This is a genomic window from Rhodococcus spongiicola, assembly GCF_004011835.1.
GTDB classification, from domain to species: Bacteria; Actinomycetota; Actinomycetes; order Mycobacteriales; family Mycobacteriaceae; genus Prescottella; species Prescottella spongiicola.
In genome coordinates this window covers 208,074-233,650 of record NZ_RKLN01000001.1, presented here as the reverse complement: position 1 = coordinate 233,650, position 25,577 = coordinate 208,074, and the positions used below count along the sequence as shown (strand labels likewise).

Genomic DNA, 25,577 nt, shown 5'->3' with positions numbered 1-25,577 from the left:
TCCATGTCACCTGCCCCCAAGAGGCCCGCCCCCAAGGGAAGGGTCGGGAATCTTCCAGCTACGTTGACGACATTCGTCGGACGGCGACATGAGGTCTCGGCGACAAAGCGTTTGCTCACCAAGTCTCGCGTGGTGACGCTGTCGGGTATCGGGGGCGTCGGGAAGACGCGGCTCGCGCTGCAGGTCGCAGGTGAGGTGCAGCGCGAGTTCCGTGACGGCGTCTGGCTGGTCGAACTCGGGGCGCTACGGGATCCGGAGTTGGTCCCGAACGCGGTTGCCGAGTCGTTCAGGCTGCGCGACCTTGCCGCGCGTTCGCCGACCGATCTGCTGGTGGACTTCGTCGGCAGCAGGGATCTGCTTGTCCTGCTCGACAACTGTGAGCACCTCGTGGGGGCGGCCTCGAAGTTGGTCGACTTGCTTCTGCGCAGCTGCCCAGGTCTGCGGGTCCTCGCGACGAGCCGGGAGTCTCTCGACGTGGGTGGTAAGGCGGTTCTGCGGGTGCCGCCGCTTCCGGTTCCCGACCCGGATTCGCCTCCGACCCTGCAGGCAATGCCGAGTTACGAGTCCGCGACGCTGTTCGTCGAACGCGCCGAGGCCGCTGTCCCGGGCTTCGCCGTCACGGAGGGCAACCGGGCTGCGATCGCCCGGATCTGTCATCGCCTGGAAGGGCTGCCTCTCGCGATCGAACTCGCGGCCGCTCGTGTGCGGGTGTTGTCGCCGGAGCAGATCCTGGACCGGCTCACCGACCGGTACCGCTTGCTGACCGCCGGCAGCCGGGTGGCTCCGTCACGGCTGCAGACACTGCGGATGAGTGTCGATTGGAGCTACGAGCTGTGTAATCCGGACGAGCGCCGGCTGTGGAATCGGTTGTCGGTCCTCTCGGGCGGATTCGAGCTGGACGCAGTCGAAGGGGTGTGCGCTGACGCGCTGTCGGGGGACGTGCAAATTCTGGTGGGGTCTCTGGTCGACAAGTCGATCCTGATCGCGGAGCGTTCCGGTGCGGTGGTTCGCTACCGGATGCTCGAGATGTTGCGGGAGTACGGGCAGGAAAGGCTCGTCGAGGCGGGCGAGCGGGCGGAGTGCCGGCGCCGGCACCTGGCCTGGTACCAGTCTCTCGTCGCGCGTGCCGAGGCGGACTGGGTCGGTCCACGTCAGGTGGAGATCATCGCACGGCTGACTCGGGAGACCGCGAATCTGCGTGAAGCTTTCGACTTCTGTGTGACAGGATCCGGGGAGGCGCCGACCGGGGTGCAGATGGCGAAGGCGCTGTTCCCGTTCTGGTTCTGCAAGGGGATGCTCGACGAGGGGCGGCGCTGGTTTGCACGCATCCTCGATGCCTCCGAGGAGGTTCCCGATCCGGTACGCGTCGCCGCCCTCTGCAATGCCAGCCTGCTCGCGAGCATGCAGGAAGACTTCGCCGCCGCGTCCGAGCTGATCGCGCGGGCGCAGTCCCTCGCCCGGGTCCTCGATGATCCGTACGTCGATGCTCTCGTCCTGCACGCGGCCGGCGCGCAGGCGCTGTATCAGGGTGAGTGCGCTCGTGCTGCCGAGTTGTTCGAGCCTGCGCTCGGGCAGTTCCGAGCTCGTCCGGAGCTGTCACTAGTCATCTGGACGCTGGGGGCGCTGGGTCTGGTGGCCGGGATGTGCGGGGATCCCGAACGCGGGACGGCTTACTTCGAGGAACTGCTGTCGATTGCGCGGGCCCACGGCGCGACCTTTTATCAGGCCGGGGCAATGTTCGTGCTCGGGCTGACGCTGTGGAGGCGAGGTGAACGCGAGAGTGCTGCCCAGCTGTTCGCCGAGGCGCTGCCACTCACACCGGAGGTCGACGATCACTTTGCAGGCGCGGGGTGCCTCGAGGCGATGGCGTGGGCTGCTGCCGACGCGCGCCAGGGCCAACGGGGCGCAATCCTGTCGGGTGCGGCGGAAGCAATGCGCCGGGAGATGGGGGTGCCGCCGGTGGCGGTTCCGGGAATGCTCGAGTACCACGAGGAGTGCCGCAGACAGTGCCGGCGACTCCTGGGTGATCGAGCCTTCGAGGCGGCCTTCTCTCGTGGCGTGGCCCTGGGGTTCGCCGACGCCGTCGAGTTCGCGCTTTCGCCGGGAGACTGCACTGAGCTTGCGCGGGCCGAGCTGGATGCGCCCACCGCGGCGATGCGGATCGTGATTCCGACCGATACGACACCCGCGCTTACCCCACGTCAACGTCAGGTCGCGGAACTCGTGGCACGTGGCCTGACCGACCGGGAGATCGCCGAGACGCTGGTGATTGCCCAGCGCACGGCCGAGGGCCACGTCGAGCGGGTGCTCACCAAACTCGGGTTCGGGTCACGCACCCAGATTGCGGCGTGGGTCGCCGAACAGCGTGACGAATCAACAGCTTGAACCGGGGTATCGGCCCCGTGGGCGGAGGCGTGCGCGGGGACCCTGTGGCGCGGAACACGTATATAAATACGTAATTCTACCGTCGTGCAGATGGGGCGCGGATAACGAAGCTATTACCAGCCGACGCCGATTGCACAAAGTGAGGTACCCCGATGCGCCGACAGCCGGAATTTCATCCGACGATCGACCCCCGAGCCGATCTCGGACCGTCGTGGCGCGAAATCGACGTCGACGGCTGCACCGTCCCCTACGGGGTGGCCGGGCGCGGACGACCTGTGGTCTTCCTGCATGGCTTCGGTCTCACCCACCGGACCTATGCGGGGGCGATCGACCGGCTCGCCGCTACGGGCGTGCGCGTGTACGCGCCGGCGTTGCCGGGCTTCGGCGGCACAGACCCGCTGTCGGCACAGCACCATGGTTTCGGCGGGTACGCCCGGTGGGTGGGGAGATTCCTCGACTCGCTCGGCGTCGACGACCCCGTCACCGTCGTCGGGCACTCTTTCGGCGGCGGGGTGGCGCTCGCGACGGCGGACGGCCTCGGCGATCGGGTATCGCGACTCGTGCTGGTCAACTCGGTAGGCGGTGGCGCCTGGGCGCCGAACGGGAAGGTGCGCGACATCAGGCACCGCCCGCTATGGCGTTGGGGCGTTTCCGCGGCAGTCGACGCGGTCCTGTCGGGCACTCCCGTTTCGGCGATCGCGACGATCACCGGGGACGCGGTGCGCAACATGGTCCACAGCCCGTCCGCGCTGTGGCAGGTCGGGGAGCTGGCGCGAACCGCGGACCTGCGCGCGGAGGCCACCCGTATCGCCGACCGCGGCTTGAAGACCACGCTGCTGTGGAGTCGGGGAGACACCTTCATTCCGCAGGCCAGCTTCGAGTCCCTGCGCAGTGCGCTGCGCAACCCGCGTGTACACCGTGTGGCCGGCTGCCACGGCTGGTTGATCGGCGACCCCGACACCTTCGGCCGGGCGCTCACCGAGATCCTCCGTTCGGACACCGAGCGCGCCGCCTGAGGCGTCGGAGGGCGCGCCACCTCGATGCCGAGCTTCGGAACCGCGCCATAGCGTCACGCCGACCGCGCGGTTCGTCCGACACATTTGTGACCGGGGTCATATAGTCGTGGCCAACCCGACTCGTGGAGGTGGCTGTGGCGTCGCTGCTCGAGTATCCCGTCGAGACCGGTCGGTTGTGTGATGGCCGGATGGTGCGTTGCGCCGATGGCCTGCTGCACTTCACCGGGCTCACATCGTGCTTGACCGAACTACTCGATGTTGCCGCGCACCGGTACGCGGGGCGTGAGGCCGTCGTCGAGGCCGGCGGAGGTCGGCGGCTGACCTATGCGCAACTGTGGACGTCGGCGTCCCGGATCGCGGGGGGGATGCTCGAACGGGGTGTCGGTATCGGCGATCGGGTCGCAATCCGGATGCCGAATGGGGTGCGGTGGGTGCAGGCCTTCCTCGGCGTCCTGCTCGCCGGCGGCGTGCCTGTTCCCGTGCATCCCGGCCACTCAGATGCGCAGTTGCGGCGAATTCTCGAGGACAGCGGAAGCCTCCTTGTCCTCGACGCGGAATTGCCGACCGGGACACCCTTCATCGACGACGGTGCGGCGCTGAGCGATTCGGCGCTCCTCTTCTACACGAGCGGTACCACGGGCCAGCCCAAGGGCGTCGAGTTGAGCCACGAGAACGTGCTCTCCACAGTCGAGGCGGTGATCCGGTCTTGGGGTGGCCGGGAGAGGGTCACCCCGGATGGTCTGCGCCATGCCGTGGCGCTGCCGCTCAGTTCAGCTACGGTCTGCGTGTCTCAACTGCTGCCCACCTTGGCTTCCGGTGGCACCGTGGTCCTGGCCCCCGAGCTGGATACCGACAGTCTGTGCCGCGCCTTCGACGTCGAAGGGATCGAACGCCTTTCGGCTCCCGCTCGCCTGTTCCGGCAGGTCCTGCGCACCTCGACCGGTCCGTTCGGATCACTGAGATTTCTCGCACTCGACGACGAGATCGTGTCGGCCGCGACGGTGGAACAGTTGCGTGACCGCTTTCCGGTAGCGGAGGTCGTCTCGGGCTGGGGAATGACGGAAACCGGTGGTGCCGGAATGATCCTGCCGATGACCGCGGTCGACGGGCGAACCGAACTACCCCACAATGGAATGGAGTTCGCGGTTGCGGAATCTGCAGTCGATCCCAGTGTCGGAGAGTTGTGGTGCCGCGGGCCGAGCGTGATGCGAGGGTACTGGGGCAGCCACGAGGGCACCGCGCGGACGACCGCGCGCGGGTGGCTGCACACCGGCGACGTCGCGCGGATCGGGCTCGGTGGTGAGTTCCGAATCGTCGGACGCGTAGAGGAGGCGGTCGAGATCTCTCGCGGTGTGGTCTACAGCAGGGAGGTCGAGGACTTGCTGCTCGGGTATTCAGATGTGGACGAGGCTGTTGCGGTCGACGTGATGACGGCTCGCGGACCGGACTTCGGCGTGATTGTGGTCCCGAAGACAGGCGCAGACCTCGAGCCCGACGCCGTCGGCGAGTTCCTCGAAGCGCTTCTCGGCCACCGGCTTCCGCGACACTTGTGCGCGAAGAGCGATGTACTACCACGCAATTCCATGGGACGAATCGACCGGCGCTCGGTGCGTGTGTGGTTCGAAGATCGTTCCACGACGAAGGGATGTGCCGATGTCGGATGAAGTTCTGCGCGAGCGCCGCGGTCGTGCGATGGTGATCACGATCAACCGCCCGGATGCGCGAAATGCGATCAACGGTGCCGTGAGCCGTGGGCTGGCGGCAGCCGTCGACGAGTTGGACGGCGACGATGGGCTCTCACTCGGGATCCTCACCGGTGCCGGCGGAAACTTCTGCGCGGGTATGGACCTGAAGGCCTTCGTCGCCGGCGAGAACATCCTGGCGCCAGGTAGGGGACTGGGATTCACAGAGGTGCCGCCGCGAAAGCCTCTCATCGCTGCGGTGGAGGGATACGCGCTGGCCGGTGGCACCGAACTCGTCCTCGCCACGGACTTGGTGGTCGCGTCGCGGGAGGCGAAGTTCGGGATCCCCGAGGTGAAGCGAGGCCTGGTTGCCGGTGCGGGCGGGCTGCTGCGCCTGCCCCGCCGGATCCCGTATCAGAAGGCGATGGAGTATGCGCTTACCGGTGATGCGTTCACCGCGGAGGAGGCCGCCGCATACGGGCTCGTCAACACATTGACCGAGCCCGGCGGTGCGCTCGAGGGGGCGCTCGCCCTCGCCGAACGTGTCACCGCTAACGGCCCGCTCGCGGTGGCGAAGACGAAGGAAGTGATCATCCGGTCCGCGGATTGGTCCTCCGATGAGGCTTTCGCACGTCAACTCGAGACCATCGCCCCCGTGTTCGTCTCCGAGGATGCACGCGAGGGCGCGACCGCCTTCGCCGAGAAGCGCGCACCGGTGTGGAAGGGGCGCTGACGGGAATGGCCGCGACGCCGTTTGCAGAACTGCACATGCACATTGAGGGTGCACTCGGGCCGGAATTGATCTTCGCACTTGCCGAGCGCAATCGAATGCACCTTCCGTACGGCACGCCTGCAGACCTCGAAGCCCGTTATGAGTTCACCGATCTGCAGTCGTTCCTCGATCTGTACTTCGCGAACATGGCCGTGTTGCGCACGGCGGAGGATTTCGCCGACCTCACACGTGATTACCTGCGGCGCGCCGCCGCCGCGGGGGTACGGCACGCGGAGATCTTCTTCGATCCGCAGGCGCACATCTCGCGTGGAGTGCCGCTGCAGGTGGTGCTCGACGGAATCTTCGACGCGCTCGCCGCGAGTGAGCGCGAGTTCGGCGTGAGCAGCGGACTGATCGCGGCGTTCCTACGGGACGAGCCGGTACACGACGCCGAGGAGGTGCTGGCGGAGCTGTTGCGGTTGCGGGCGCCGATCATCGGCGTCGGGCTCGATTCCACGGAGGTCGGATATCCGCCGACTCTGTTCGAGGACGTGTTCGCCCGTGCTCGGGCGGAGGGCCTGCATGCCGTAGCCCATGCCGGCGAGGAAGGCCCACCCGAGTACATCTGGCAGGCACTGGATCTGCTCGGTGCACAGCGGATCGACCACGGCGTGCGCTGCCTCGAGGACCCGGCGCTGGTCGAGCGGCTGGTGGACGAGGAGGTCCCGTTGACAGTGTGTCCGCTGTCGAATGTGCGTCTGCGCGTAGTGGATTCCATCGATGAGCATCCGCTGCGGACCATGCTGCAGGCGGGTCTTCGGGTCACCGTGAACTCCGACGATCCCGCCTACTTCGGTGGCGACGTCGGCGCGAACTTCGCGCAGCTGCGCGACCGGCAGGGCCTGACCGAGGACGAGGAGGCGCTGCTCGCCCGCAACTCGATCGAGGCGTCATTCGCATCCCCCGGCCGCAAGGCGGAACTGCTCCGATCGTGACGGCAGCTACGACGTGACGACGATCTTGCCGAAGTGCCGGCCCGACTCCTGGTGGCGGAGCGCGTCGCTCAAGCGATCGAGCGGGTACGCCGAGTCGATGACAGGATTGACCTCGAGGCCCTCGAGCCCGGCGACCATCTCCTCCTGATGTTCCTTGCTTCCGACCAGCAGACCCTCGATCGTGATCTGCTTGGTCAGTAGCGGCGTGAAATCGACCACCGACGACGCCCCCGCCATGATGCCCAGTGCGCTGATCCGTCCGCCGACCTTCACTGCGGCGAGGGACTGATTCAATGTGGCCGGCCCACCGATGTCGAGCACGTGATCGACCCCGTGACCCACGAGATCAAAGGCCTCTCGCCCCCATTGAGGATTGTCTCGGTAGTTGACGGCGGCGTCGACGCCCAGATCGAGAAGCCTCGACATCTTCTCTGTCGACGAGGACGTACCGATCACCCTTGCGCCGACGGCCTTGGCGAGTTGAATTGCGAACAGTGACACCGTGCTCGAACCGGGAACGAGCACGGACTGTCCCGGCCTGAGCGGCGCCGACGAGAACAGTGCCCGCCAGGCCGACAGTCCTGCGGTCGGTAGGGTCGCGGCCTCGGCGTACGAGTAGTTCCGCGGGATTCCGGTCAACGCGGCGGCGTCGATCGTGACAAACCGACGGGCGTAGCCGTCGACGCCGTCACCCGGCGAGTTCGCAAACCCGTCGAAGGAGGGCCGTCCGTGGTGCCAGTGCGGCAGGTAGGTCGTCATCACCCGGTCGCCCAGCTCGAACCGCGACTCTCCGTCGCCGAGCGCGACAACCTCACCCGCCGCGTCGGAGAGCAGGATTCGTGGTTCACCGGTCTCGATCGCGCCGCTCGCGACAAGAACGTCGTGGTGGTTCAGCGAGTTCGCATGCACCTCGATGGTGACTTCGCCGGGTTGCGGCTCAGGTGCATCCACATCTCGGGTGACGAGGTGATCGAGGCCGCCGGGCGGCACGACGTATACGGCTGGGGAGAGCATCAGAGTAGGGATGCTTTGAAGCCGCCGTCGAGGATCAGGCTGCTTCCGTTGCACCAAGACGACTGGTCACTCGCGAAGAACACCGCCGCAGCAGCCACCTCTTCGGTCCGGCCGTAACGTGTCTGCTTGGCAGTGATCACATTGTCGAACCCGCCGGCCTCGAGACCGAGCGCCCGCTCGAATTCCGGCTGGTGCGTCTTGACGAGATCGGTATCGATGAACCCGGGCAGAAGCGCATTGGCGCGGATGTTCTGGAACCGCAGCTCGGCCGAGAGCGTCTCCGTCAGGTTCCGCACCGCGGCCTTCGCAGCGGCGTAGCTGCCGATGAGGGCAGAACCGGTGGTGGACGAGATCGAGGAGATGTTCACGATCGACCCACCCCCGGATTCGAGCATCGCCGGCAGGCAATGACGGATGGTCAGGAACACTCCGTCGAGATCGACCGACATCACCCTTCGCCAGTCCTCGAAGGAAGTCTCCAGCAGCGGCTTCGCCGTCGCTATACCCGCGTTCGGAACCACCACGTGCAGGCCGCCGAACTCGGCGACCGTTCGTTGGACAAGTGCCTTCACCTGTTCTTCGTCAGCGACGTCGGCCGTGACCGCGATGGACCCCTCGATGGACGAGGACACCTCCCTCGCCGCATCACCGTTGATGTCGGAGACGACGACACGCGCGCCCTCGGCGCCGTATGCGCGGGCGATCGCCGCACCGATACCGGCACCGGCTCCCGTGACGATGGCTACCTTGTCAGTAAGCAGACCAACCATGAGCTTCTCCTGTGGTGAGTGTGGACGATGGGAAGGCAGTGGAGCCGAAGACGTTCACCGGGCGGCTGTTCAGCCGGCGCGTTCGTAGAGCGTCACGACGCAGGCTCCGCCGAGTCCGAGATTGTGTTGGAGTGCGAGACGTGCACCGTCGACCTGCCTGGCATCGGCGGTGTCGCGCAGCTGCCAAATCAGTTCCGAGCACTGGGCAAGTCCGGTGGCCCCGAGTGGGTGTCCCTTCGACAGCAGCCCTCCGGACGGGTTGGTGACGATTCGGCCGCCATAGGTGTTCTGGCCGTCGAGGACGAACTTCTCGGCAGTGCCCTCGGGAGTGAACTGCAAGCCCTCGTACGTGATCAACTCGTTGGTGGTGAAGCAGTCGTGCAATTCCGCGACGTCGATGTCGTCCGGCGACACGCTCGCCGCTTCGTACACAGCGGTCGCAGCAGCGGCGGTGAGGTCGTAGCCGACCAGCCGTCGCATATCGGTCGGATCGAAGGTGGTCTCGAAGTCGGTCGTCATTGCCTGGGCCGCGATCCGCACGGTCGTGTCCAGGCCGTGGCGCCGCGCGAAGTCTTCGCTGCAGATCACCGCGGCAGCCGCTCCGCAGGTCGGGGGGCAGCATTGCAGCCGGGTCAGGGGACCGTAGATCGGCGGCGAGGCCATCACCTCCTCCACCGTGACGGAGTCACGGAAGACCGCGTACGGGTTGTTCGCGGCGTGACGCCTCGCCTTCACCGCGATCTGGGCAAACGTCTCCGGCGCGGTCCCGTAGCGCTCCATGTGCTCGAGGCCGGCATTGCCGAAGTACCTCGGCGCCAACGGCGAATCAGGCTCGGGACCCCGGCGAGCGTCGACGGTCTCGTCGAAACGCGCCAGCGGTGACGGGCGGTCCGTGAATCCCACCCCCAGCGCACCCGGGCTCATCTGCTCGAATCCGAGGGCCAGGACACAGTCGGCGGCACCCGACTCGACGGTCTGGCGAGCCAGGAACAGTGCAGTCGAACCGGTCGCGCAGTTGTTGTTGACGTTGACCACCGGGATGCCTGTGAGGCCGATGCCGTACAACGATGCCTGGCCGGACGTCGAGTCGCCGTAGACGTATCCGACATACGCTTGCTCGACCTCGGCGAAGTCCACGCCGGCGTCGTCGAGTGCTTTCCGCGCGGCGGCCGCGCCCATCACGTCATACGGGTCGGTCTTGCTGGGCTTGGTGAAGGGCACCATACCGACGCCCACGACGCATACTGATCTGGACACTACGACTCCGTGAGTTCCCTTGTTTCGGTGTTCACACAAGTGTGGCAACGATTTCGACGGTGGCAGGTCGGGTGGGCCGTCAAGAATTCGCGGCCTGGCCACGCGCGCGCATCTGCGCCCTCAGCGTGGGCTTGTCGAGCTTGCCGACGGCATTCTTCGGCAGGTTCTCCCGGGTAACGATCTCAACCGGAAGCTTGAACTTGGACAAGGACTTTCGACAGACGTCGAAGAGGTCGTCGGTGCTGAGGGGAGACCCCGGTCGTAGGGCCACGTACGCAACCGGGACCTCGCCGTATATGGGGTCCGGCTGCCCGATCACAGCGGCTTCGAGCACGTCCGGGTGGGTGTACAGGGCCGTCTCGATCTCCTTGGGATAGAGGTTCTCCCCGCCGCGGATGATCATGTCCTTGATGCGGTCGACCAACACGAGGTATCCGTCCTCGTCGAGGTAGCCGACATCACCGGTGTGGAGGCGCCCGTTGGCCAACGTCTTCGCCGTTTCCTCGGGTTTTCCGAAGTAGCCGGCCATCACGTTCGGGCCACTGATGGCCACCTCGCCGGTCGCTCCCTGCGGCTGTGACGAACCGTCTGGCGCGACGATCTCGATGCGCTGGCCGGGCAGTGGGATCCCCACGGTGCCCGGCTTGCGAACACCGTGCAGCGGGTTGATGGTCGATGCGCAGGTGCCCTCCGACAGTCCGTAGCCCTCGATGAGGGGGAAGCCGTAGCGGGCCTCGATCCGTTCGATGAGATCGGCCGGCATCGGGGCGGCGCCTCCGATGGCCAGTCGGATGGACGACGTATCGGGCTGGACTTCCTTGCCCAGCGCATCCAGCATTGCGTAGATGGTCGGAACCGCGGAAAAGTAGGTGGGGCGGTGCTTCTCGACCAGCTCGAAGAAGGTGTCGATGTTGAACTTGACCGCGATGGTGGCGTGCGCCCCGACGAGTAGCGGGGTCAGTGTGCTCAGCACGATGGCGTTGGCGTGAAACAGCGGCAGCACCAGCAGGCAGTGGTCGTCCGCGGTCATTTCGAGCGCCTCGATCACGCTCTCGCACATGACCTGAAGGTTGGCATGGGTGAGCATCACACCCTTCGGCGAGCCGGTCGTTCCGCTGGTGTATATCAGCAGCGCCAGATCGTCGGGTGCCGGAAGGTATGCGTCGCCGGTCTCCGGGGCAACGCTCGCTCCCAGCTGCGCCACGTCGAGATAGGCGCCCTCGAAGGACGGCGCCGGCCGATCGTCGCCGATCAGTACTGCGGCGTTGGCGTCCTTCAGCTGGTGGGCGGTCTCGAAGTCGGTCAGGTTCGGATTGACCGGAGTCGCGGCCGCACCGATCCGCCATGCCGCGAACAGGGCCACGATCAGCTCGACTCGATTCTGCAGTTGAACGGCCACCACCGATCCCGGCTTCACCCCGAGATCAGTCAATTGTGCTGCGGCAGAACGTACGTGTTCGGCAAACTCGCCATTGGACAAGGCGATCCGCTGGTCGGCGATACATGCGCCTTGGCGATCGATCCGTGCGCGTTCGTCCGGCAATGCAGACCAATTCATGATGGAGACCTTCGATTCGAGCTCAACAGGAGTACAGGAGAACAGTAAGAAGCACATACGACTTGCGCCATGTGCGCCGAGGACAGAGTTTCGGCCGTCTATTGCGTTCAGAGCACAAGGGCGACAATCGATGTATGTGCGATGCCGGGTGCCGAACTCCCGGCATCACGCCGGAGTTGAGACAGTCTGCCGTCAGGAATGAGCCTCGACGATCGGCTCGAGGACGAGCCCGAAGCTACGCAAGACCCCGAGGAGTTCGCGGTGACCGAACGCCTGGCACGCCGATCCGAAACCGGCGCGCCGGGGCGGTTGCTGGAGCAGCGAGTAGGCGGCGTAAGCCTGCAGCAGACCGGTCTGCTTGTAGTTACAGTTGCCGTGGATGACGCAGTGTGCCCGCGCGAGCGGGCCGGAGCCGTGGACCGAGTCGATCGACTTGTTGATCCGGGGGTTCTCTCGTGGCGGCATCCCGGCCTGAACGGATCCGGCGATCTCCGAAAGGGCCGCTTCTTGTTGCTCGGTCGGCAACGGCTTGATCTTCTCTTCGATCATCTTCAGTGTCTCGATGACGCCCTCCATCACGGTCCGGTCGTAGACCCCGCCGATCGAGCGGACGTTGGCGACCCGCGGGTCGTCCTTGAACCACACCGGGTGGGACATTCCGCCCCACGGCAGCGCCAGGCCACGATCGTGCTGGCCAGGAATGTTTATCTCGAACTTCGAGGTCCGATCCCACTGGACATATTGGTTTTGCTGGAGTTGGTACCAGTCGGACTTGAGGCTGTGGAAGATCGTCTGCGTCGATGCATAGGTCGGGAAGCCGTTGAACATCGACACGATGTCGAGCGAGTCGACGCCCGGGGTTTCGAGACAGATGTTCGCAGCGATCTCGCTCGTGGTGTACATGTGGGCGATTCCCGGCGAGAGAAGCAGGCCCTTCTCCTTGTACTGCTCACCCCACCTGGCCTGAGCATCCATGACCCAGTCCTGCTCGCCGGTGGTGTCCATGTAGTGACAGCCGGCGGCGAGGGCGGCTTCTACGGCCACCGGGCCGTACTTGATGAACGGGCCAACCATATTGCAGACCGCACTGGCCCCTGAGAACAGCTCGGTCAGGGCCTCGACCGTGTGCTCGACCTCGACGACCTCGTGCTCGACGGTCCCGACGCCGGGGACGGCAGCGAGGCCCTCCTCGACGCGTTTACGGTCGCGACCAGCGGCGATGAACGGAACGTTGTATTCGCGCAGGTACTCGCATACGAGGCGCCCCGTGTACCCGGAGGAACCGTAGACGACAACAGGCTTCGTGTCGGTCATGTCATGTCCTTCTGTGTGTGACCGTTGTCAGTGGGCAAAGTTGAAGGTGTGGAAAGGGGAACGGGCGGAAAAGGGAACGGGCGGAAAGGGGAACGGGCGCAAAGGGAGCGGGGTGCAAGGGAAAGGGCGCGTCGTGCCGGCGTCCGGCGCAACTACATGCCCATACCGCCGTCGACCGGAATACCCGCGCCGTTGATGAACTGGGCGTCGTCCGACGCAAGGAACACCACCGCACTGGCCATGTCGGACACTTCACCCAGGCGGCCTGACGGTGTCTGCTCGACAACCGCTCCGATAGCCTCGCCGAGATCGCTCGCAAGTCCCAGAGTGACCAGGTCGCCGGCTAGTTGGTTACCCATCTCGGTTGCGACCAGGCCCGGGTAGAGGCAGTTCACACGCACGCCGTAGCCGAGCTTGCCGGACTCCTGTGCCGCGATCCTGGTGATCCGATCCACCGCCGACTTCGACGCCGAGTAGCCGGCGATACCGGGAAACGCGATGGTCGCGGCTACGGAGGCCACATTGATGACGACCCCTCCCTGGCCTGCAGTGCCGCCGGGTGCCATCGCAGTAAAGGCGTGCTTGATACCCAGACCGGTGCCGACCACGTTGACGTCGAACATCCGTCGCCAGCCATCCGGGTCGAAAGCCGAGAGCAGGCCGGTGATTTCGATACCGGCGTTGTTGACCAGGATGTCGAAACCGCCGAGCAGGTCCACAGTGGCCGCGACTGTCGCGCGCCAATCATCCTCGGAAGTGACGTCGTGATGGGCGAATCCGACACGACGGCCTGTTTCGGCGAGGCGATCGGCGGTCTGCTTGCCTAGGTCGTCCTGGATGTCGCTGATGACGACATCGGCACCCGCCTTGGCGAGGGCGAGGGCGAAGCCTTCGCCTAGACCTTGCGCACCGCCTGTGACCAGCGCTTTCTTGCCCGATAGGTCGAACGTACCCACTTCAATGCTCCCTTGCCGAGTATGTGACGGATTCCGCAGCGCTTGCGACGCGGATCACACTACTTATCCCTTGGCAACTGTCAAGAAAAAATTAGACAACTGTCAAGAGATTGGCGCACGGGAGGTGGTTTGCCCAGGTAGAGTCAAGTTCCCGTATACTCCGTTGCTCTGTGAAGGTGCACGTGAGATGGAGGAGTTGATGACGAAGACGCTCGGGCATTCGGCCGTCCGAACGCGCAGGCGGCCCGCCGACAAGTTCGAAGATCGCCGCGAGCAGCTTGCCGCTGCAGCGCTGGCGACACTTGCCGAGCAGGGGTACGCCCGTACCAGTCTTCGGGACATCGCAGACAAGTCCCAGTTCACGCACGGCGTCTTGCACTACTACTTCCAGGACAAGACGGAACTGATCACCTACTGCGTCCAGCACTACAAGGCCCGCTGCATCGCACGCTACGACAGCGTCGTGGGCGCGGGTACGACCGAAGACGATGTCCGCCAACTGTTCTGTGACGCGATGATCGTGTCACTGATCGACGACGCCCCGGTGCAGCGCCTCTGGTACGACTTGCGCAGTCAATCGATGTTCGATGCCGAACTTGCGCAGAAAGTCGCCGAACTCGATCGCAACCTCGAGGCGATGATCTTCCGTGTGGTCGAACACTTCGCGGAACTCGGGGACCGGAAGCTGACGATGTCGTCTGCCATGATCTATGCGCTGTTCGATGGGATCTTCCAGCACGCAGTGCTCAACGAGCGCTCGGCTCCATCCGATGGTTCCGAACTACGCACTGCGATAGTCGAATTGCTCGAGTGCGTGGCTGTCGCGCCCTGAGTGGGTAGCAGGCGGCGTGGGGAACGTCGAGATCAGTACAGGTCCACCCTGCGTTCTGCCTGGAGTGCCCTCGCGACGGAACGAACGTCGTTCCTGGCGTGAGGGATTCGATCCGATCGGCACATCGCGCACTACGGCGATGTGCCGACCGGTATCAGGTCGGTTCCGACCGGGTCAGGCGAGAACCTGTCGGAGGTAGTCGTTGTCGAAGACTCGCGAGGGGTCGTACTTGTCGCGGACGGCGCAGAAGTCGTCGAACCGCGCGTACGTCGGCCGCAGATCGGCGGCGGTGCGACTGTGCATCTTGCCCCAGTGCGGTCGACCGTCGACGGCACGCGCGATCGCCTCGACCGCGTCGAAGTACTCGCGGTGGTCGCGACGGTAGTACTGGTGGACGGCGATGTAGGCGCTGTCCCGGCCGCTTGCGGTCGACATCCAGAGATCATCGGCCGGGGCGAAACGCACCTCGACCGGGAACGCGATCCGGCAGTCCGATCGGTCGAGCCAGGTCGAGATCTCCCGCAAGGTGTCCTTGACCGTCTCCTGCGGCACCGCATACTCCATCTCACGGAAGCGAACCCGGCGAGGCGAGGCGAACACGCGATAGCTGCGGTCGGTGAACTCACGCGCCGAAAGCGCACGGGCCGAGATCTGGTTGATCTGCGGAATGGCCGACGGGACGGCGGTCGTCACCCGGTTGACCCCCTCGAACACGGTGTTGGACAGCAGTTCGTCGTCGATGAAGCTGCGAATCGGGCTGACCGGTTGCAACGGCGAGTCGCCGGGAAGTCGGGTGTTGCGCTTCGTCAGTACGCGATTGGTGTGGGGGAACCAGTAGAACTCGAAGTGATCGACGGTCGCGAGGTCGTGCTCGAGCCCTTCGAGCGTCTCGTCGAGTCGGGCCGGGCTCTCGACCGCCCGCAGCGTGAAGGCCGGCTGCACCGCAAGGTCGAGCTTGGAGATGATTCCGATTGCGCCGAGGCCGATCTTCGCGGCCTGGTACAGGTCGGGGTTCTCGGAGTCGGAGCAGTCGACGACCGAACCGTCGGCCAGGACGATCTGCAGCCCACGGATCACCGTCGCCAACCCACCGAACTGCGCTCCGGTCCCGTGGGTGCCTGTCGACAGCGCCCCGGCGATCGACTGCACGTCGATGTCGCCGAGGTTGATCATCGCGAGTCCTCGGTCCCAGAGTTGGTCGTTCAGGCTCCGTAGACGTGTACCCGCGAGCACGGTCGCGACCGGACCCTCGGGCGTGGTGCGTACGGACTCGATACCAGCGATGTTGTCGAGGCTCACCAACACACCGTCGGTGACGGCGACTCCGGTGAACGAGTGGCCCGCCCCCACGGGCTTGACGTGCAATCCTTGCTCGGCCGCCTTCGCGACGAGCGTGCTGAGTTCTGCCACCGATCGGGGCGTCTCGAATCGGTGTGGTGTCGACGAGTGGGTTCTCGCCCAGTTTCGCCACGTGTGCTGTGCCATGCCGTAACTATTCACTTGGACGAGTGTCCAAGCAAATAAGACACGCAAATAGGGCCATTGGTCTTACGATCAGGGGATGTTGAATCGGCTCCCCGCGGAAGAACGCCGTGCCCAGCTCGTCGAGGCCGCTCTGTCCATCGCCGAACACGGTGGTATCGCCGCGGTGACGATCCGCGCTGTCGCCGAGGAAGCGGGTGTGTCGCTCGGCGTCGTGCACTACTGCTTCGAGAACAAGGAAGCCCTGGTCGCAGCCATGGCCGAGAGCCTGGTGCTGCAACTCAGTGGCGGTATCCACGAGGCATTCACGTCGGTGCTGGATTCCCAGGAACCGGTCGGGCTGACAGGTCTGCGGGAAGTCCTGCACACGGGTCTCACCGGGATGTGGCAGGTCATCGAGTCCACCGCCGATCGGCAGTTGCTCACGTACGAGATCACCGCCTATGCGCTGCGGCACCGTGCAGCCGGCGCGCCCCTCGCCGGGAGTGTCGCCGACGAGCAGTACCAGGTCATGGACGTCCAAGCCAGCGCGTTTCTGGAAGAGTGTGCTCGCCGTACGGGGTGCTCGTGGACCGAGCCGGTTGACGCGATCGCCCGCTTCGCACTCGCCATCATCGATGGGATCGTGCTGCGCTGGCTCGTCGACCGCGACAGCAACGCCATCCTCACCGAGCTGGACGATCTGGCGCGAATTGTCGCGGGTAAGGCGGTCGAGGCGGATTAGGACCTGGACAATCGTTCAGGAGAGTGATCGACTAGTCCGGACGCCGGCCTCTTTGGACTGACGAACGGAACTGATGTGACTGCCACGATCGACCGACTGACCGCCGCCACGGCCCATCTCGACCCGCCGTTGGCGGCCCTGGATCTGACGACGCTGCGCACGAACGCGTCCGATCTGGTCCGACGGGCGAACGGAACGCCGGTCCGAGTGGCCAGCAAGTCGGTACGCTGCCGAGCCGTCCTCGAAGTGGCCTTAGGGTCGTCGCTCACCGCCTCCGGCGGCTTCCGCGGCGTCATGTCGTACTCGCTGCGGGAGGCGATTTGGCTCGCTCGGCAGGGTGCCGAGGACGTCTTGATGGGCTACCCAACCGTGGATCGCGCCGCTCTTGCCGAATTGGGCGCCGATCCCGCGTTGCTCGACCGGGTCACGCTGATGGTCGACGACGTCGCCCAGCTCGACGTCGCCCGCGCGGCGATGGGAACCGATCGTGTCCGTCCGCGGGTATGCCTCGACGTAGATGCGTCGCTGCGGATTGGTCCGGCCCATCTGGGCGTGCGGCGCTCGCCTTTGCGCGAGCCCGGCGAGGTGGCTCGGCTGGCCAAGCTTGCGGCCGACCGCGGGTTCGCCGTCGTCGGCGTGATGTTCTACGAGGCCCAGATCGCAGGTCTGCAGGACACGAGTCTCGCGGTGCGGATGGTCAAGAAGGCGTCCGCGGCGGAGTTGTCCAAGCGGCGAACGGCTGTCGTCGATGCCGTCACCGCAGAGGTGGGCAAACTGGAGATCGTCAACAGCGGCGGTACCGGCTCCCTCGAGTTGAGCTCGGCCGACTCCAGCGTCACCGAGGTCACCGCCGGTTCGGGCCTGTATGTGCCCACACTGTTCGACCGCTACCACTCGTTCACTCCGCGACCGGCGATGTTCTTCGCGCTGCCCGCGGTGCGTAAGCCGACCCCGCGGGTCACGACCCTGTTCGGGGGTGGCTACATCGCGTCCGGTCCGGCCTCCAAGACCCGGATTCCGTCGCCCGTGTGGCCGCCACGGCTGAAGCTGCTCCGCAACGAGGGCGCCGGTGAGGTGCAGACCCCGGTCGAGGGAGCAGCGGCCGCGACGCTTGCGGTGGGTGACCGGGTCTGGTTCCGGCACGCGAAGGCCGGTGAATTGTGTGAGCGCTTTTCCGACCTGTACCTGGTCGATGGCGACGGCAAGGCGACCGCGACACCCACCTACCGGGGCGAAGGGATGTGCTTCGGCTGATCGGTCCGGTCAGCTTCCCTTTGGTGGTGACGAACGCCCTCGCGAACTTCCTGTACGGCGTTACCGTTGGCTGATGGATGCCGCGAGTCTTCAGAACGCGCTGCGTGAGCAAGGCGAGATGCTGGCCGCGACCCCGGTCGCGGCGCTGTCCGAACCGGTGCCGATGGTCCCGGGGTGGACTGTCGAACACGTGGTGCGACACACCGGCAAGGTGCATCAGTGGGTTGTCGCTGCGTTGCAGGCTTCCGCCGAAACGCCGCTGTCGGCGATCCGCCGTAACGGAGACATGCCGCGAGGGCCGGAATGTCTTGCCACCTATCGGGCCGCACTCGATTCGGTCCTCGACGCCTTCACCCGTCTCGACCTCGGGAAGCCGGCACCGACAATGAGCGGACCGGGCACGGTGGCGTGGTGGTTGCGGAGGCAGACCCACGAGGTAGCGGTCCACCGGATAGACGTGGCCGACGCCTTGCAGGCAGCGGGCGGCCCCCGGGTTGCCGAACTTGACCCGCAGATCGCGGCCGATGGCGTCGACGAGTGGGTTCACGTGTTCCTGGTACGTCTCGCGCGAGGCGGCCGGCTGCCGGACTCGCTCGACGGGCGCGCCATCCACCTGCACGGCACCGACACCGAGTCGGCGGAGTGGCACATCGCGTTCGGATCCGATGCCGTCGAGGTCACTCGCGAACACCGCACAGGCGATGTCGCGCTGCGAGGCCCCGCGCAAGATTTGCTACTCACGCTCTGGCGGCGGCGCCCCCTGGTCAATCTGGACGCCGTCGGCGAGGTAGCTCTGGCGCGGGCTCTCTTCGGAGCAGCGGCGATCTAGACCTAGCGATCGGGCCCGGATGCCAGTGGCATCCGGGCCCGATTCTGCTTGTCGCGTCGTCGCCGATTAGGCGTAGATCCGTGCGATGGTGTCGGCGTGTCGCTCGTGAATGACGTTGCGCTTGAGCTTCAGCGTGGGCGTCAGCTCACCTGTGTCGATGGTGAAGTCGACATCGAGGATCCGGTACTTCTTGATCTGCTCCGGGTTGGACACCTTCTTGTTGCCCTCGGAGACCGCGGCGTCGATCTCGGCGACGAGGTCGGGATGCTTGACGATCTCCGAGATCGGGGTGTCGGTCGACACGCCGTGCCGCTCCATCCAACCGGGCAGAGCTTCGGGATCGAGGGTGATGAGGGCGCCGATGAACGGCTTCGCGTCACCGACGACCAGGCACTGGCTGATCAGTGCATGTGCGCGTAGCGCGTCCTCGAGCACTGCGGGGGCGACGTTCTTGCCGCCGGCGGTCACGATGATCTCCTTCTTGCGGCCGGTGATCGTGACGTAGCCCTCGGTGTCGATCGTCCCGAGGTCACCGGTGTGGAACCATCCGTCGCGGATCGATTCAGCTGTGGCCGTCTCGTTGTGCCAGTAGCCACCGAACACGACCGGGCCGCGGACGAGGAGCTCGCCGTCCTCGGCGATCTGTGCGGCGTGGCCGTCGATCGGTTTGCCGACAGTGCCGATCTTGATTTCGTTCGTGGTGTTGATGGTGATAGCGGCGCTGGTCTCGGTGAGGCCGTAGCCCTCGTATACCGGGATGCCGATGCCGCGGAAGAAGTGGCCGAGGCGGGCGCCGAGGGGTGCACCGCCCGACACGGCGCGCTCGCACTCGCCGCCCAGGGCCTCACGCAGCTTGCCGTAGACCAGCTTGTCGAAGACGAAATGACGCAGGCGCAGGCCGAGTCCGGGCCCGCCCTTGTCCTGTGCCTCGCTCCAGGCGATGGCGGTCTCGGCGGCCTTGGCGAAGATCTTGCCCTTGCCGCCGTCCTCGGCCTTCTGCTTCGCGGAGTTGTAGACCTTTTCGAATACGCGGGGGACCGAGAGGATGAAGTGCGGCTTCAAGACGGCGAACTGGTCGAGCAGTGTGGTCAGGTCGGCGGTGTGCGCAACGGTGACCTTCGAATCGAACGCTCCGAACGAGATGGCCCGCGCGAACACGTGCGCGAGCGGCAGGAACAGGAGGGTGCGCTTGCCCTCCCGCATCGCATCCCTGATCGCGATCCGGACGGAAGCCGACTCGGCGAAGAAGTTCCCGTGCGTGAGCTGAACGCCCTTCGGGCGGCCGGTGGTGCCGGACGTGTAGATGAGGGTAGCCGGCGACGACGCGCCTACCTGCCGTCGGCGCTCGTGCAGTTCGTCGTCGCTGATGCCGGCACCGCGAGTGGTGAGCTCGTCGATCGCGCCGGCTTCGATCTGCAGCACCTCGCGCAGTGCGGGCGCGGCCTCCGCGACGTCCTTGACCCGCTCGGCATGCGCGGACGTCTCCACTATGAGCAAGGATGTGGCCGAATCCTCGAGGATCCACTTCGACTGATCGGCGGACGAGGTCTCGTAGATCGCAACCGTGCAGCCGCCCGCGGTCCAGATCGCGTAGTCCAGGACGACCCACTCGTAGCGCGTGGCCGCCAGGATCGCGACGCGGTCACCGAGCTCGATGCCGGATGCCATCAGGCCCTTCGCGACAGCCTTGATCTCTTTCGCGAACTGGGCTGCGGTTACGTCGACCCAGTTGCCGCCGGCAGGCTTCTTGAACGGGATGTGGTTCGGGCATTCCTCTTCGTACCGGAAGACAGTGTCGGCCATCGACGCGTCGTCTGGGATGGTGAACGACTGTGGAACCGAATACTCACGCACTTTGACCCCTCCAAGAAATGTCATGTTGGATGTGCATTGCATCACATTCGAGGAGTGTTTGCACGGAGCTGGGTGCCCGATTTGCGTCGATCGGGGTCCCGACCTGTGAAAACAACAGCGGCCGCGAGTTCTGCCGAACTTCTGTGCCGGCGCTCGATCCGTCAGGCGACGGGCAAGAAGTGTTCGTCGCAGGTGCATCGCCACCGCAGCACTGCGTACTCGAGCGCCGTTGGCGAGACGCCGAGTTCATCGGCCGCTGCCGCGAGAACCTCGGCTGCCGGCGGGCAAGGGTCCGGTGAACCCGTCAGCGCCGATCGCACGAACCCCTCGACGGCGGCCGTGTCGTCGGCGTCGGCGATGCCGGCAAGGAGGAGCAGGTGCAGCCAGGTGGTGTCGTCGTTGGCACCGCAGGACTCGTGCCATGCGGTGCGCAGCTCGCTCGCGGTGTGGGAGTCATGGGTGGCGTCGATCAGATCTGCGACGGAGTCGATGTGTAGCGCGTGGAGGCGTTCGGCGGCACGTTGGATCTCGCTGGCCCGGAGAGGAGCCGCCGACTCCGAGTAGCGGCGCTTGTAATTGCCGATCTTGCCGGCCCATTGATCGGCACTTCCGACCTGTTCGAACGTGCGTAGCAGGGTGCGTGCGCCGTCGGTGACCGGGCCCGAATCGTGTGCTCGTCGGTACGCGAGGTACCTGTCGACCACCAATCCTGCGTCGGCGAAACGTGCCCCGGCCGCCTGGACCGACTCGATGATGCACAGGGCCAGGCTGCGCCGGTACGCGTCGGGCGACACCCATCCGCCGGGGTCGCCCAGGCGTGTGCGACAGGCATCGACGACTTTGTGAATCTGATTTTCCGAGACGGTCACGGGTCCTCCCAGGCTTCGCGGTTCCCTGGTCCGTATATCGACGCAGGCATGGGGAGTGTTTCCTCGGTCACGAACTTTTTTCGTTGGAGCGCGCGAGTAAGTCTGTCACCTCGACGTCGTCGAGTTGGTGGAAGTCGACGTACGCGCCGCCGACGCCGCCGAGGTCCGCCGGGACGAATGGGCAGACGACCTCATCGGCACACACCCTCATGCGGGACATGGCCTCCGGGGACGCCACTGGTACTGCGACAACGACACGACTCGCCCCGGCGGCCCGCGCGACTTGGCAGGCGACGGCGGCTGTCGCCCCTGTCGCCATCCCATCGTCGACGAGAATGGCAGTTCGGCCGGCCAATGGCGCGTGCGGATGGCGCCCGCGCAGCGCCTCGGCCCGTCGTTTCAGTTCCTGTCGTTCCTTCGTGCGCACCTCGTCCACCGCCTCACGCGGCAGTTGTGCGTGGCGGACGACGTCTTCGTTCAACACCTCGACATCGCCCTCGCCGATCGCCCCCATGGCCAGTTCGGGTTGCCACGGCACCCCGAGCTTGCGAACGAGGATGACGTCGAGAGGCGCGTCGAGTGCCTTCGCGACCTCGAATGCGACCGGGACGCCGCCGCGGGGGAGTCCGAGCACCACGGGGTCCGACCCGCGAAGGTGGCTCAGCGACTTGGCCAGCGTGCGACCTGCTCTCTCGCGCGTCGCATAGTGCATGCGCGTGCTCCGTTTCGCTCTCTCCTCCGACGATACGCCCGAGTACCCGGCACCGGACGGGTGCCGGGATCACCCCGATCGATCGATTGCGGCGGCGGAGCCTCTGAGCAGCTAGGTCGTTGCGCAGTCAGGTCGTCGAGATCAGGTCCCCGTCGATGTGAGCCTGGTAGGCGGGGAGGTCCAGCATCCCGTGGCCGGAGAGGCCGATCACGAGGACCTCGGGCTCGGTCAGCCCGCGGGCGTACTCGGCGGCCGCCGCGATCGCGTGCGCCGACTCCGGCGCCGGGACGATGCCCTGCGTGCGCGCGAACAGCACACCTGCGGCGAAGGAGTCGGTCTGATCTATGGCCTGGCCGGTGACGTAGCCGAGGTCGACGGTGTGGCTGAGCAGCGGCGCCATGCCGTGGTAGCGCAGACCGCCCGCATGGATCGGATCCGGCACGAACTCCTGGCCGAGGGTGTGCATCTTCAGTAGCGGCGTCAGGCCGGCGACGTCACCGTGGTCGTAGCGGTACTCGCCCTGCGTGATCGACGGGCATGCGGCCGGTTCGGCGGCGACGATCCGGGTCTGCGCCTTGCCGTGCAGCACCTCTCGGATGAACGGGAACGCCAGGCCGGCAAGGTTGGAACCACCACCGGCGCAACCGAACACGACGTCGGCGTTGGCCTCGCCGGCGCCCCGCAACTGTTCGACGGCCTCGAGGCCGATCACCGTCTGGTGCAACACCACGTGGTTGAGGACGCTGCCCAGCGCGTACCGTGCGTCGGGATCGTTTGCGGCGACCTCGACGGCCTCGGTGACCGCCATGCCCAGCGATCCTGGTGTGTCGGGGAACTCGGCCAGCATCTTCCGGCCCGACTCGGTCAGCTCGGACGGGCTCGGCCGTACGGTGCCGCCGTAGGTCTCCATCAGGTGTCGACGGTAGGGCTTCGACTCGTACGACGCGCGCACCTGCCACACCTCGAGTGCGATGCCGAACTTGGCGCACGCGAACGACAGCGCGCTCCCCCACTGGCCGGCGCCGGTCTCGGTGGTTACCTTCTTAACGCCGTCCTCGGCGTTGTAGTACGCCTGCGCGACCGCGGTGTTGGTCTTGTGGCTGCCGACCGGACTGACACCCTCGTACTTGACGTAGATCCGGGCCGGGGTACCGAGGGCCTTCTCGAACTCGCGCGCCCGGATCAGCGGTGCGGGCCGCCATGTCCGGTATGCCTCACGGATTGGCTCGGGGATCTCGACGTACTGCTCGGTGGTGAGTTCCTGCTCGATGAGGGCGCTCGGGAAGAGTGGAGCCAGATCTTCGGCGGTGACAGGTTCCCTTGTGCCCGGGTGCAGGTGAGGCGGCGGGGCGACCGGCAGGTCCGCGACGATGTTGTACCAGTGTGTGGGGATGGGTGTCGTATCAGGCACTGCTGGTTCCTTTCCAGATGACGGGTCGTCCACATTGTGATCTGTGGCATTCCGGGCGTGTGGGCCGGGTCGTCCCTGGACAGGGCACTCGGTGGGTTGCGTTCTTTCCTGTCAAGCGAGTTCATGTCGAGCCAGTTCCTGCTGAGCCGAGCATCGTCGGTGAGGTCGCACGGCAACGTAACGGGTGATGGATGCGAAACGCTCGGCCGGGATTGTCCCGGCCGAGCGCTTCACATCAGCTGTCGACGATCTACTGCGCGTCAGGGGGAGGGAGACAGCAGAACCCTCGCTCCGAGATTCCGAAGAGTGATCCCATAAGAGCATCATCCAGTGCCTCGATAATTGCATCGCGCAGTTCGGATGACGTCTCGACCGAGGTCGTAGGTGCAGCCAAGACATCAGTTTCTGCAGCGGCAATGCCGGGCGCGGCGATTGCGGTGGCTGCAGCGAGGGCGATGCTTGCGCCCGCGATGCGCTTGACGATGGTGCTGGTCTTGCTCACTAGACCCCCCAGTTTTCTGTGTTGTTGATCTTGCCGATCGTGCACGTTACCCGGTTCCCTTCGGGCCGTAAAGGTTTCGATTCGATCCCTGGGATGTGGCCGGCATCGGCGGGAACGAGCTCCGCTGTCTGACTACCCGGAACGTCCGCCGAATCTTCATTGGCTTGCTCTCGACGGTCGAGTATCAGCGTGGCGACGGTGTGGCAGGTGTCGTGCATGCGCAGGTACCAGCGTCCGGCTTCGGCTGTCGACGATCGGTTCCTCGTGGATCATGACGCACCGTCGGGCGATCGGGTGGCGGAGTGCTCGGCGACGCGTTCCAGAAATTCGCATCGGGCCGAGCCATCGTCGGTGAGGTCGCCTGGCGACGTAGTGGGCGACCGATGTGAAACTCTCGGCCGGGATTGTCCCGGAGTAGAGTTCACACCATCCAGCGACCGTCCACTAAGACGACCGTGCGTGAGATGTCGAACATCCGTGCAGTTGTGTGTTCGGTCCATCCGAGTGTCAACTCGGTAATAACATTGCTCTACAACGGAGTTGAGACAGAGGGTGCATCGTCCGGCGTTGATATCGAGATGAAGCTTGGACATTATTCGTGCCCCGATGCTGGACATCGGGGCACGGAACCGAAGTGGTCATCTAGCTTGTGGCGTGAGGCTTCCGGCCCACCCAGGGGTGTTACTTGTGACGCGCACATAATCCACCAACATCGTTTGGGGGAATGAAGTGGTGGGGTCGGGGTTTCCGGAGAAGTTCCCGCCGACAGCGACATTGAGAATCATGAAGAACGGATGGTCGAAGACCCACTGGTTTCCCACTCCGATGTCCAGCGGTGTCCGGCTTGCGTACTGTTGGCCGTCCAGTGTCCAGGTGATCAGGTTCGGGGACCAGTCGACAGCATAAATATGAAAGTCGTCGGAGAGATTCTGACCGTCTGGAAGGGTGAAACTAGTGGTGGGGCCTTGGTCTCCCGCGTATCCGGGGCCGTGGATCGTGCCGTGTACTGTGTCCGGTTCGCTGCCCTTGTACTCCATGGCGTCAATCTCGCCGCTCTGTGGCCACCCGACTTCTGGGAAGTCGCTACCCAACATCCAGAACGCGGGCCAGATGCCCTGTCCGATAGGAAGTTTGATCCGCGCCTCGAAGTGGCCGTACGTCGGGTTGAACGAGTCCGAGGTGTTGATTCGTCCCGACGTGAAATCGCCGACCTGGGGATCGCTGAGATCGGTGCCATCTTTCATCTTGGCTGTGATCTGTAGGTGTCCGTTGCCGTCGAGCGAGATGTTGTCCGTACCGGCGGTGTACTCCTGCAGCTCGTTGTTCTCACCCAAGCCTGGGTCGTACTTCCACTTGGATGTATCGACCGGTGCGCCGGCTGGACCCTCGAAGTTGTCTTCGAAAATCACCGTTCCTGATGGCGCCTGATCGGCGAGCGCGACCGGCACA

22 protein-coding genes are annotated in these 25,577 nt (G+C 65.5%); 9 read left to right on the top strand and 13 right to left on the bottom strand.

Going from position 1 to position 25,577, the window contains the following annotated elements; all coding sequences use genetic code 11:
• Nucleotides 1-3: 3 nt before the first annotated feature.
• The 5 genes from EF834_RS01000 to EF834_RS00980 all read left to right on the top strand — a co-directional run bounded on the left by EF834_RS01000 (nucleotide 4) and on the right by EF834_RS00980 (nucleotide 6,790).
• Nucleotides 4-2,385 carry an ATP-binding protein gene (locus tag EF834_RS01000; protein ID WP_127944691.1) on the top strand — a complete coding sequence of 794 codons (2,382 nt, stop codon included), beginning with the start codon at nucleotides 4-6 and terminating at the stop codon, nucleotides 2,383-2,385.
• Between the two features lie 152 nt (nucleotides 2,386-2,537).
• The gene (locus EF834_RS00995; protein WP_127944688.1) at nucleotides 2,538-3,401 is read left to right on the top strand and encodes an alpha/beta fold hydrolase; all 864 of its coding nucleotides are present in this window, start codon (nucleotides 2,538-2,540) and stop codon (nucleotides 3,399-3,401) included.
• Nucleotides 3,402-3,535: 134 nt separating this feature from the next.
• Complete coding sequence (locus EF834_RS00990) at nucleotides 3,536-5,065, top strand: class I adenylate-forming enzyme family protein (RefSeq protein ID WP_235870939.1); 1,530 nt, start codon at nucleotides 3,536-3,538, stop codon at nucleotides 5,063-5,065.
• Nucleotides 5,055-5,816 carry a crotonase/enoyl-CoA hydratase family protein gene (locus EF834_RS00985; RefSeq protein WP_127944685.1) on the top strand — a complete coding sequence of 254 codons (762 nt, stop codon included), beginning with the start codon at nucleotides 5,055-5,057 and terminating at the stop codon, nucleotides 5,814-5,816. The genes EF834_RS00990 and EF834_RS00985 overlap by 11 nt, the downstream gene beginning before the upstream one ends.
• 5 nt (nucleotides 5,817-5,821) lie before the next feature.
• Nucleotides 5,822-6,790 carry an adenosine deaminase gene (locus EF834_RS00980; RefSeq protein ID WP_127944682.1) on the top strand — a complete coding sequence of 323 codons (969 nt, stop codon included), beginning with the start codon at nucleotides 5,822-5,824 and terminating at the stop codon, nucleotides 6,788-6,790.
• A 6-nt stretch (nucleotides 6,791-6,796) separates the two neighbouring features.
• On the opposite strand, the gene EF834_RS00975 is transcribed toward EF834_RS00980, so the two are convergent.
• The 6 genes from EF834_RS00975 to EF834_RS00950 all read right to left on the bottom strand — a co-directional run bounded on the left by EF834_RS00975 (nucleotide 6,797) and on the right by EF834_RS00950 (nucleotide 13,659).
• On the bottom strand, nucleotides 6,797-7,804 hold the full coding sequence (locus EF834_RS00975; RefSeq protein WP_127944679.1) for a zinc-dependent alcohol dehydrogenase family protein: 1,008 nt from the start codon (nucleotides 7,802-7,804) through the stop codon (nucleotides 6,797-6,799).
• Nucleotides 7,804-8,574 carry a glucose 1-dehydrogenase gene (locus tag EF834_RS00970; protein WP_127944675.1) on the bottom strand — a complete coding sequence of 257 codons (771 nt, stop codon included), beginning with the start codon at nucleotides 8,572-8,574 and terminating at the stop codon, nucleotides 7,804-7,806. Before EF834_RS00970 ends, EF834_RS00975 begins: the two co-directional genes overlap by 1 nt.
• 69 nt (nucleotides 8,575-8,643) lie before the next feature.
• A complete protein-coding gene (locus EF834_RS00965) occupies nucleotides 8,644-9,831 on the bottom strand; it encodes a lipid-transfer protein (protein ID WP_127944671.1) in 1,188 nt (395 codons plus the stop codon).
• Between the two features lie 79 nt (nucleotides 9,832-9,910).
• A complete protein-coding gene (locus EF834_RS00960) occupies nucleotides 9,911-11,389 on the bottom strand; it encodes a class I adenylate-forming enzyme family protein (protein ID WP_127944668.1) in 1,479 nt (492 codons plus the stop codon).
• Nucleotides 11,390-11,581: 192 nt separating this feature from the next.
• Entirely contained in the window at nucleotides 11,582-12,703 is a 1,122-nt protein-coding gene (locus EF834_RS00955) for a DUF5938 domain-containing protein (RefSeq protein WP_127944664.1), read from the bottom strand.
• Nucleotides 12,704-12,855: 152 nt separating this feature from the next.
• Nucleotides 12,856-13,659: an SDR family NAD(P)-dependent oxidoreductase gene (locus EF834_RS00950; RefSeq protein ID WP_127944661.1), complete on the bottom strand. Its 804-nt coding sequence runs from the start codon at nucleotides 13,657-13,659 to the stop codon at nucleotides 12,856-12,858.
• 199 nt (nucleotides 13,660-13,858) lie between these two features.
• Here EF834_RS00950 and EF834_RS00945 point away from each other — a divergent pair, with 199 nt between their 5' ends.
• Nucleotides 13,859-14,491 (top strand): TetR/AcrR family transcriptional regulator, encoded by a 633-nt coding sequence (locus EF834_RS00945; RefSeq protein WP_206615150.1) that lies wholly within the window; start codon nucleotides 13,859-13,861, stop codon nucleotides 14,489-14,491.
• Between the two features lie 174 nt (nucleotides 14,492-14,665).
• Here the strand turns inward: EF834_RS00945 and EF834_RS00940 are convergent, their stop codons facing one another.
• Nucleotides 14,666-15,976: a D-arabinono-1,4-lactone oxidase gene (locus EF834_RS00940; protein ID WP_127944655.1), complete on the bottom strand. Its 1,311-nt coding sequence runs from the start codon at nucleotides 15,974-15,976 to the stop codon at nucleotides 14,666-14,668.
• A gap of 76 nt (nucleotides 15,977-16,052) precedes the next feature.
• On the opposite strand from EF834_RS00940, the gene EF834_RS00935 reads away from it, so the two are divergent.
• The 3 genes from EF834_RS00935 to EF834_RS00925 all read left to right on the top strand — a co-directional run bounded on the left by EF834_RS00935 (nucleotide 16,053) and on the right by EF834_RS00925 (nucleotide 18,780).
• Entirely contained in the window at nucleotides 16,053-16,697 is a 645-nt protein-coding gene (locus EF834_RS00935) for a TetR/AcrR family transcriptional regulator (RefSeq protein ID WP_127944653.1), read from the top strand.
• A 75-nt stretch (nucleotides 16,698-16,772) separates the two neighbouring features.
• A complete protein-coding gene (locus tag EF834_RS00930) occupies nucleotides 16,773-17,951 on the top strand; it encodes an amino acid deaminase/aldolase (protein ID WP_127944650.1) in 1,179 nt (392 codons plus the stop codon).
• A gap of 73 nt (nucleotides 17,952-18,024) precedes the next feature.
• Nucleotides 18,025-18,780: a maleylpyruvate isomerase N-terminal domain-containing protein gene (locus EF834_RS00925; protein ID WP_127944647.1), complete on the top strand. Its 756-nt coding sequence runs from the start codon at nucleotides 18,025-18,027 to the stop codon at nucleotides 18,778-18,780.
• Nucleotides 18,781-18,846: 66 nt separating this feature from the next.
• Here EF834_RS00925 and EF834_RS00920 read toward each other — a convergent pair whose 3' ends face one another.
• From EF834_RS00920 to EF834_RS00895, 6 genes are all read right to left on the bottom strand, one after another.
• Complete coding sequence (locus tag EF834_RS00920) at nucleotides 18,847-20,634, bottom strand: AMP-dependent synthetase/ligase (protein WP_127944645.1); 1,788 nt, start codon at nucleotides 20,632-20,634, stop codon at nucleotides 18,847-18,849.
• A 161-nt stretch (nucleotides 20,635-20,795) separates the two neighbouring features.
• Entirely contained in the window at nucleotides 20,796-21,503 is a 708-nt protein-coding gene (locus tag EF834_RS00915; protein ID WP_127944642.1) for a heme peroxidase, read from the bottom strand.
• A gap of 67 nt (nucleotides 21,504-21,570) precedes the next feature.
• Nucleotides 21,571-22,215 (bottom strand): phosphoribosyltransferase, encoded by a 645-nt coding sequence (locus tag EF834_RS00910; RefSeq protein ID WP_127944638.1) that lies wholly within the window; start codon nucleotides 22,213-22,215, stop codon nucleotides 21,571-21,573.
• 127 nt (nucleotides 22,216-22,342) lie between these two features.
• Nucleotides 22,343-23,626: a TrpB-like pyridoxal phosphate-dependent enzyme gene (locus EF834_RS00905; protein ID WP_127944635.1), complete on the bottom strand. Its 1,284-nt coding sequence runs from the start codon at nucleotides 23,624-23,626 to the stop codon at nucleotides 22,343-22,345.
• Between the two features lie 250 nt (nucleotides 23,627-23,876).
• Complete coding sequence (locus tag EF834_RS00900) at nucleotides 23,877-24,128, bottom strand: hypothetical protein (protein WP_127944631.1); 252 nt, start codon at nucleotides 24,126-24,128, stop codon at nucleotides 23,877-23,879.
• A 638-nt stretch (nucleotides 24,129-24,766) separates the two neighbouring features.
• The gene (locus EF834_RS00895) at nucleotides 24,767-25,576 is read right to left on the bottom strand and encodes a glycoside hydrolase family 16 protein (protein ID WP_164874035.1); all 810 of its coding nucleotides are present in this window, start codon (nucleotides 25,574-25,576) and stop codon (nucleotides 24,767-24,769) included.
• Between the last annotated feature and the right edge of the window lies 1 nt (nucleotide 25,577).

Excerpts from the sequence above, each read along its gene's own strand:
- EF834_RS01000 (WP_127944691.1), top strand. The coding sequence starts at position 4 with ATGTCACCTGCCCCCAAGAGGCCCGCCCCCAAGGGAAGGGTCGGGAAT.
- EF834_RS00995 (WP_127944688.1), top strand. The coding sequence starts at position 2,538 with ATGCGCCGACAGCCGGAATTTCATCCGACGATCGACCCCCGAGCCGAT.
- EF834_RS00985 (WP_127944685.1), top strand. The coding sequence starts at position 5,055 with ATGTCGGATGAAGTTCTGCGCGAGCGCCGCGGTCGTGCGATGGTGATC.
- EF834_RS00980 (WP_127944682.1), top strand. The coding sequence starts at position 5,822 with ATGGCCGCGACGCCGTTTGCAGAACTGCACATGCACATTGAGGGTGCA.
- EF834_RS00975 (WP_127944679.1), bottom strand. The coding sequence starts at position 7,804 with ATGCTCTCCCCAGCCGTATACGTCGTGCCGCCCGGCGGCCTCGATCAC.
- EF834_RS00970 (WP_127944675.1), bottom strand. The coding sequence starts at position 8,574 with ATGGTTGGTCTGCTTACTGACAAGGTAGCCATCGTCACGGGAGCCGGT.
- EF834_RS00960 (WP_127944668.1), bottom strand. The coding sequence starts at position 11,389 with ATGAATTGGTCTGCATTGCCGGACGAACGCGCACGGATCGATCGCCAA.
- EF834_RS00955 (WP_127944664.1), bottom strand. The coding sequence starts at position 12,703 with ATGACCGACACGAAGCCTGTTGTCGTCTACGGTTCCTCCGGGTACACG.
- EF834_RS00945 (WP_206615150.1), top strand. The coding sequence starts at position 13,859 with ATGACGAAGACGCTCGGGCATTCGGCCGTCCGAACGCGCAGGCGGCCC.
- EF834_RS00940 (WP_127944655.1), bottom strand. The coding sequence starts at position 15,976 with ATGGCACAGCACACGTGGCGAAACTGGGCGAGAACCCACTCGTCGACA.
- EF834_RS00935 (WP_127944653.1), top strand. The coding sequence starts at position 16,053 with ATGTTGAATCGGCTCCCCGCGGAAGAACGCCGTGCCCAGCTCGTCGAG.
- EF834_RS00925 (WP_127944647.1), top strand. The coding sequence starts at position 18,025 with ATGGATGCCGCGAGTCTTCAGAACGCGCTGCGTGAGCAAGGCGAGATG.
- EF834_RS00910 (WP_127944638.1), bottom strand. The coding sequence starts at position 22,215 with ATGCACTATGCGACGCGCGAGAGAGCAGGTCGCACGCTGGCCAAGTCG.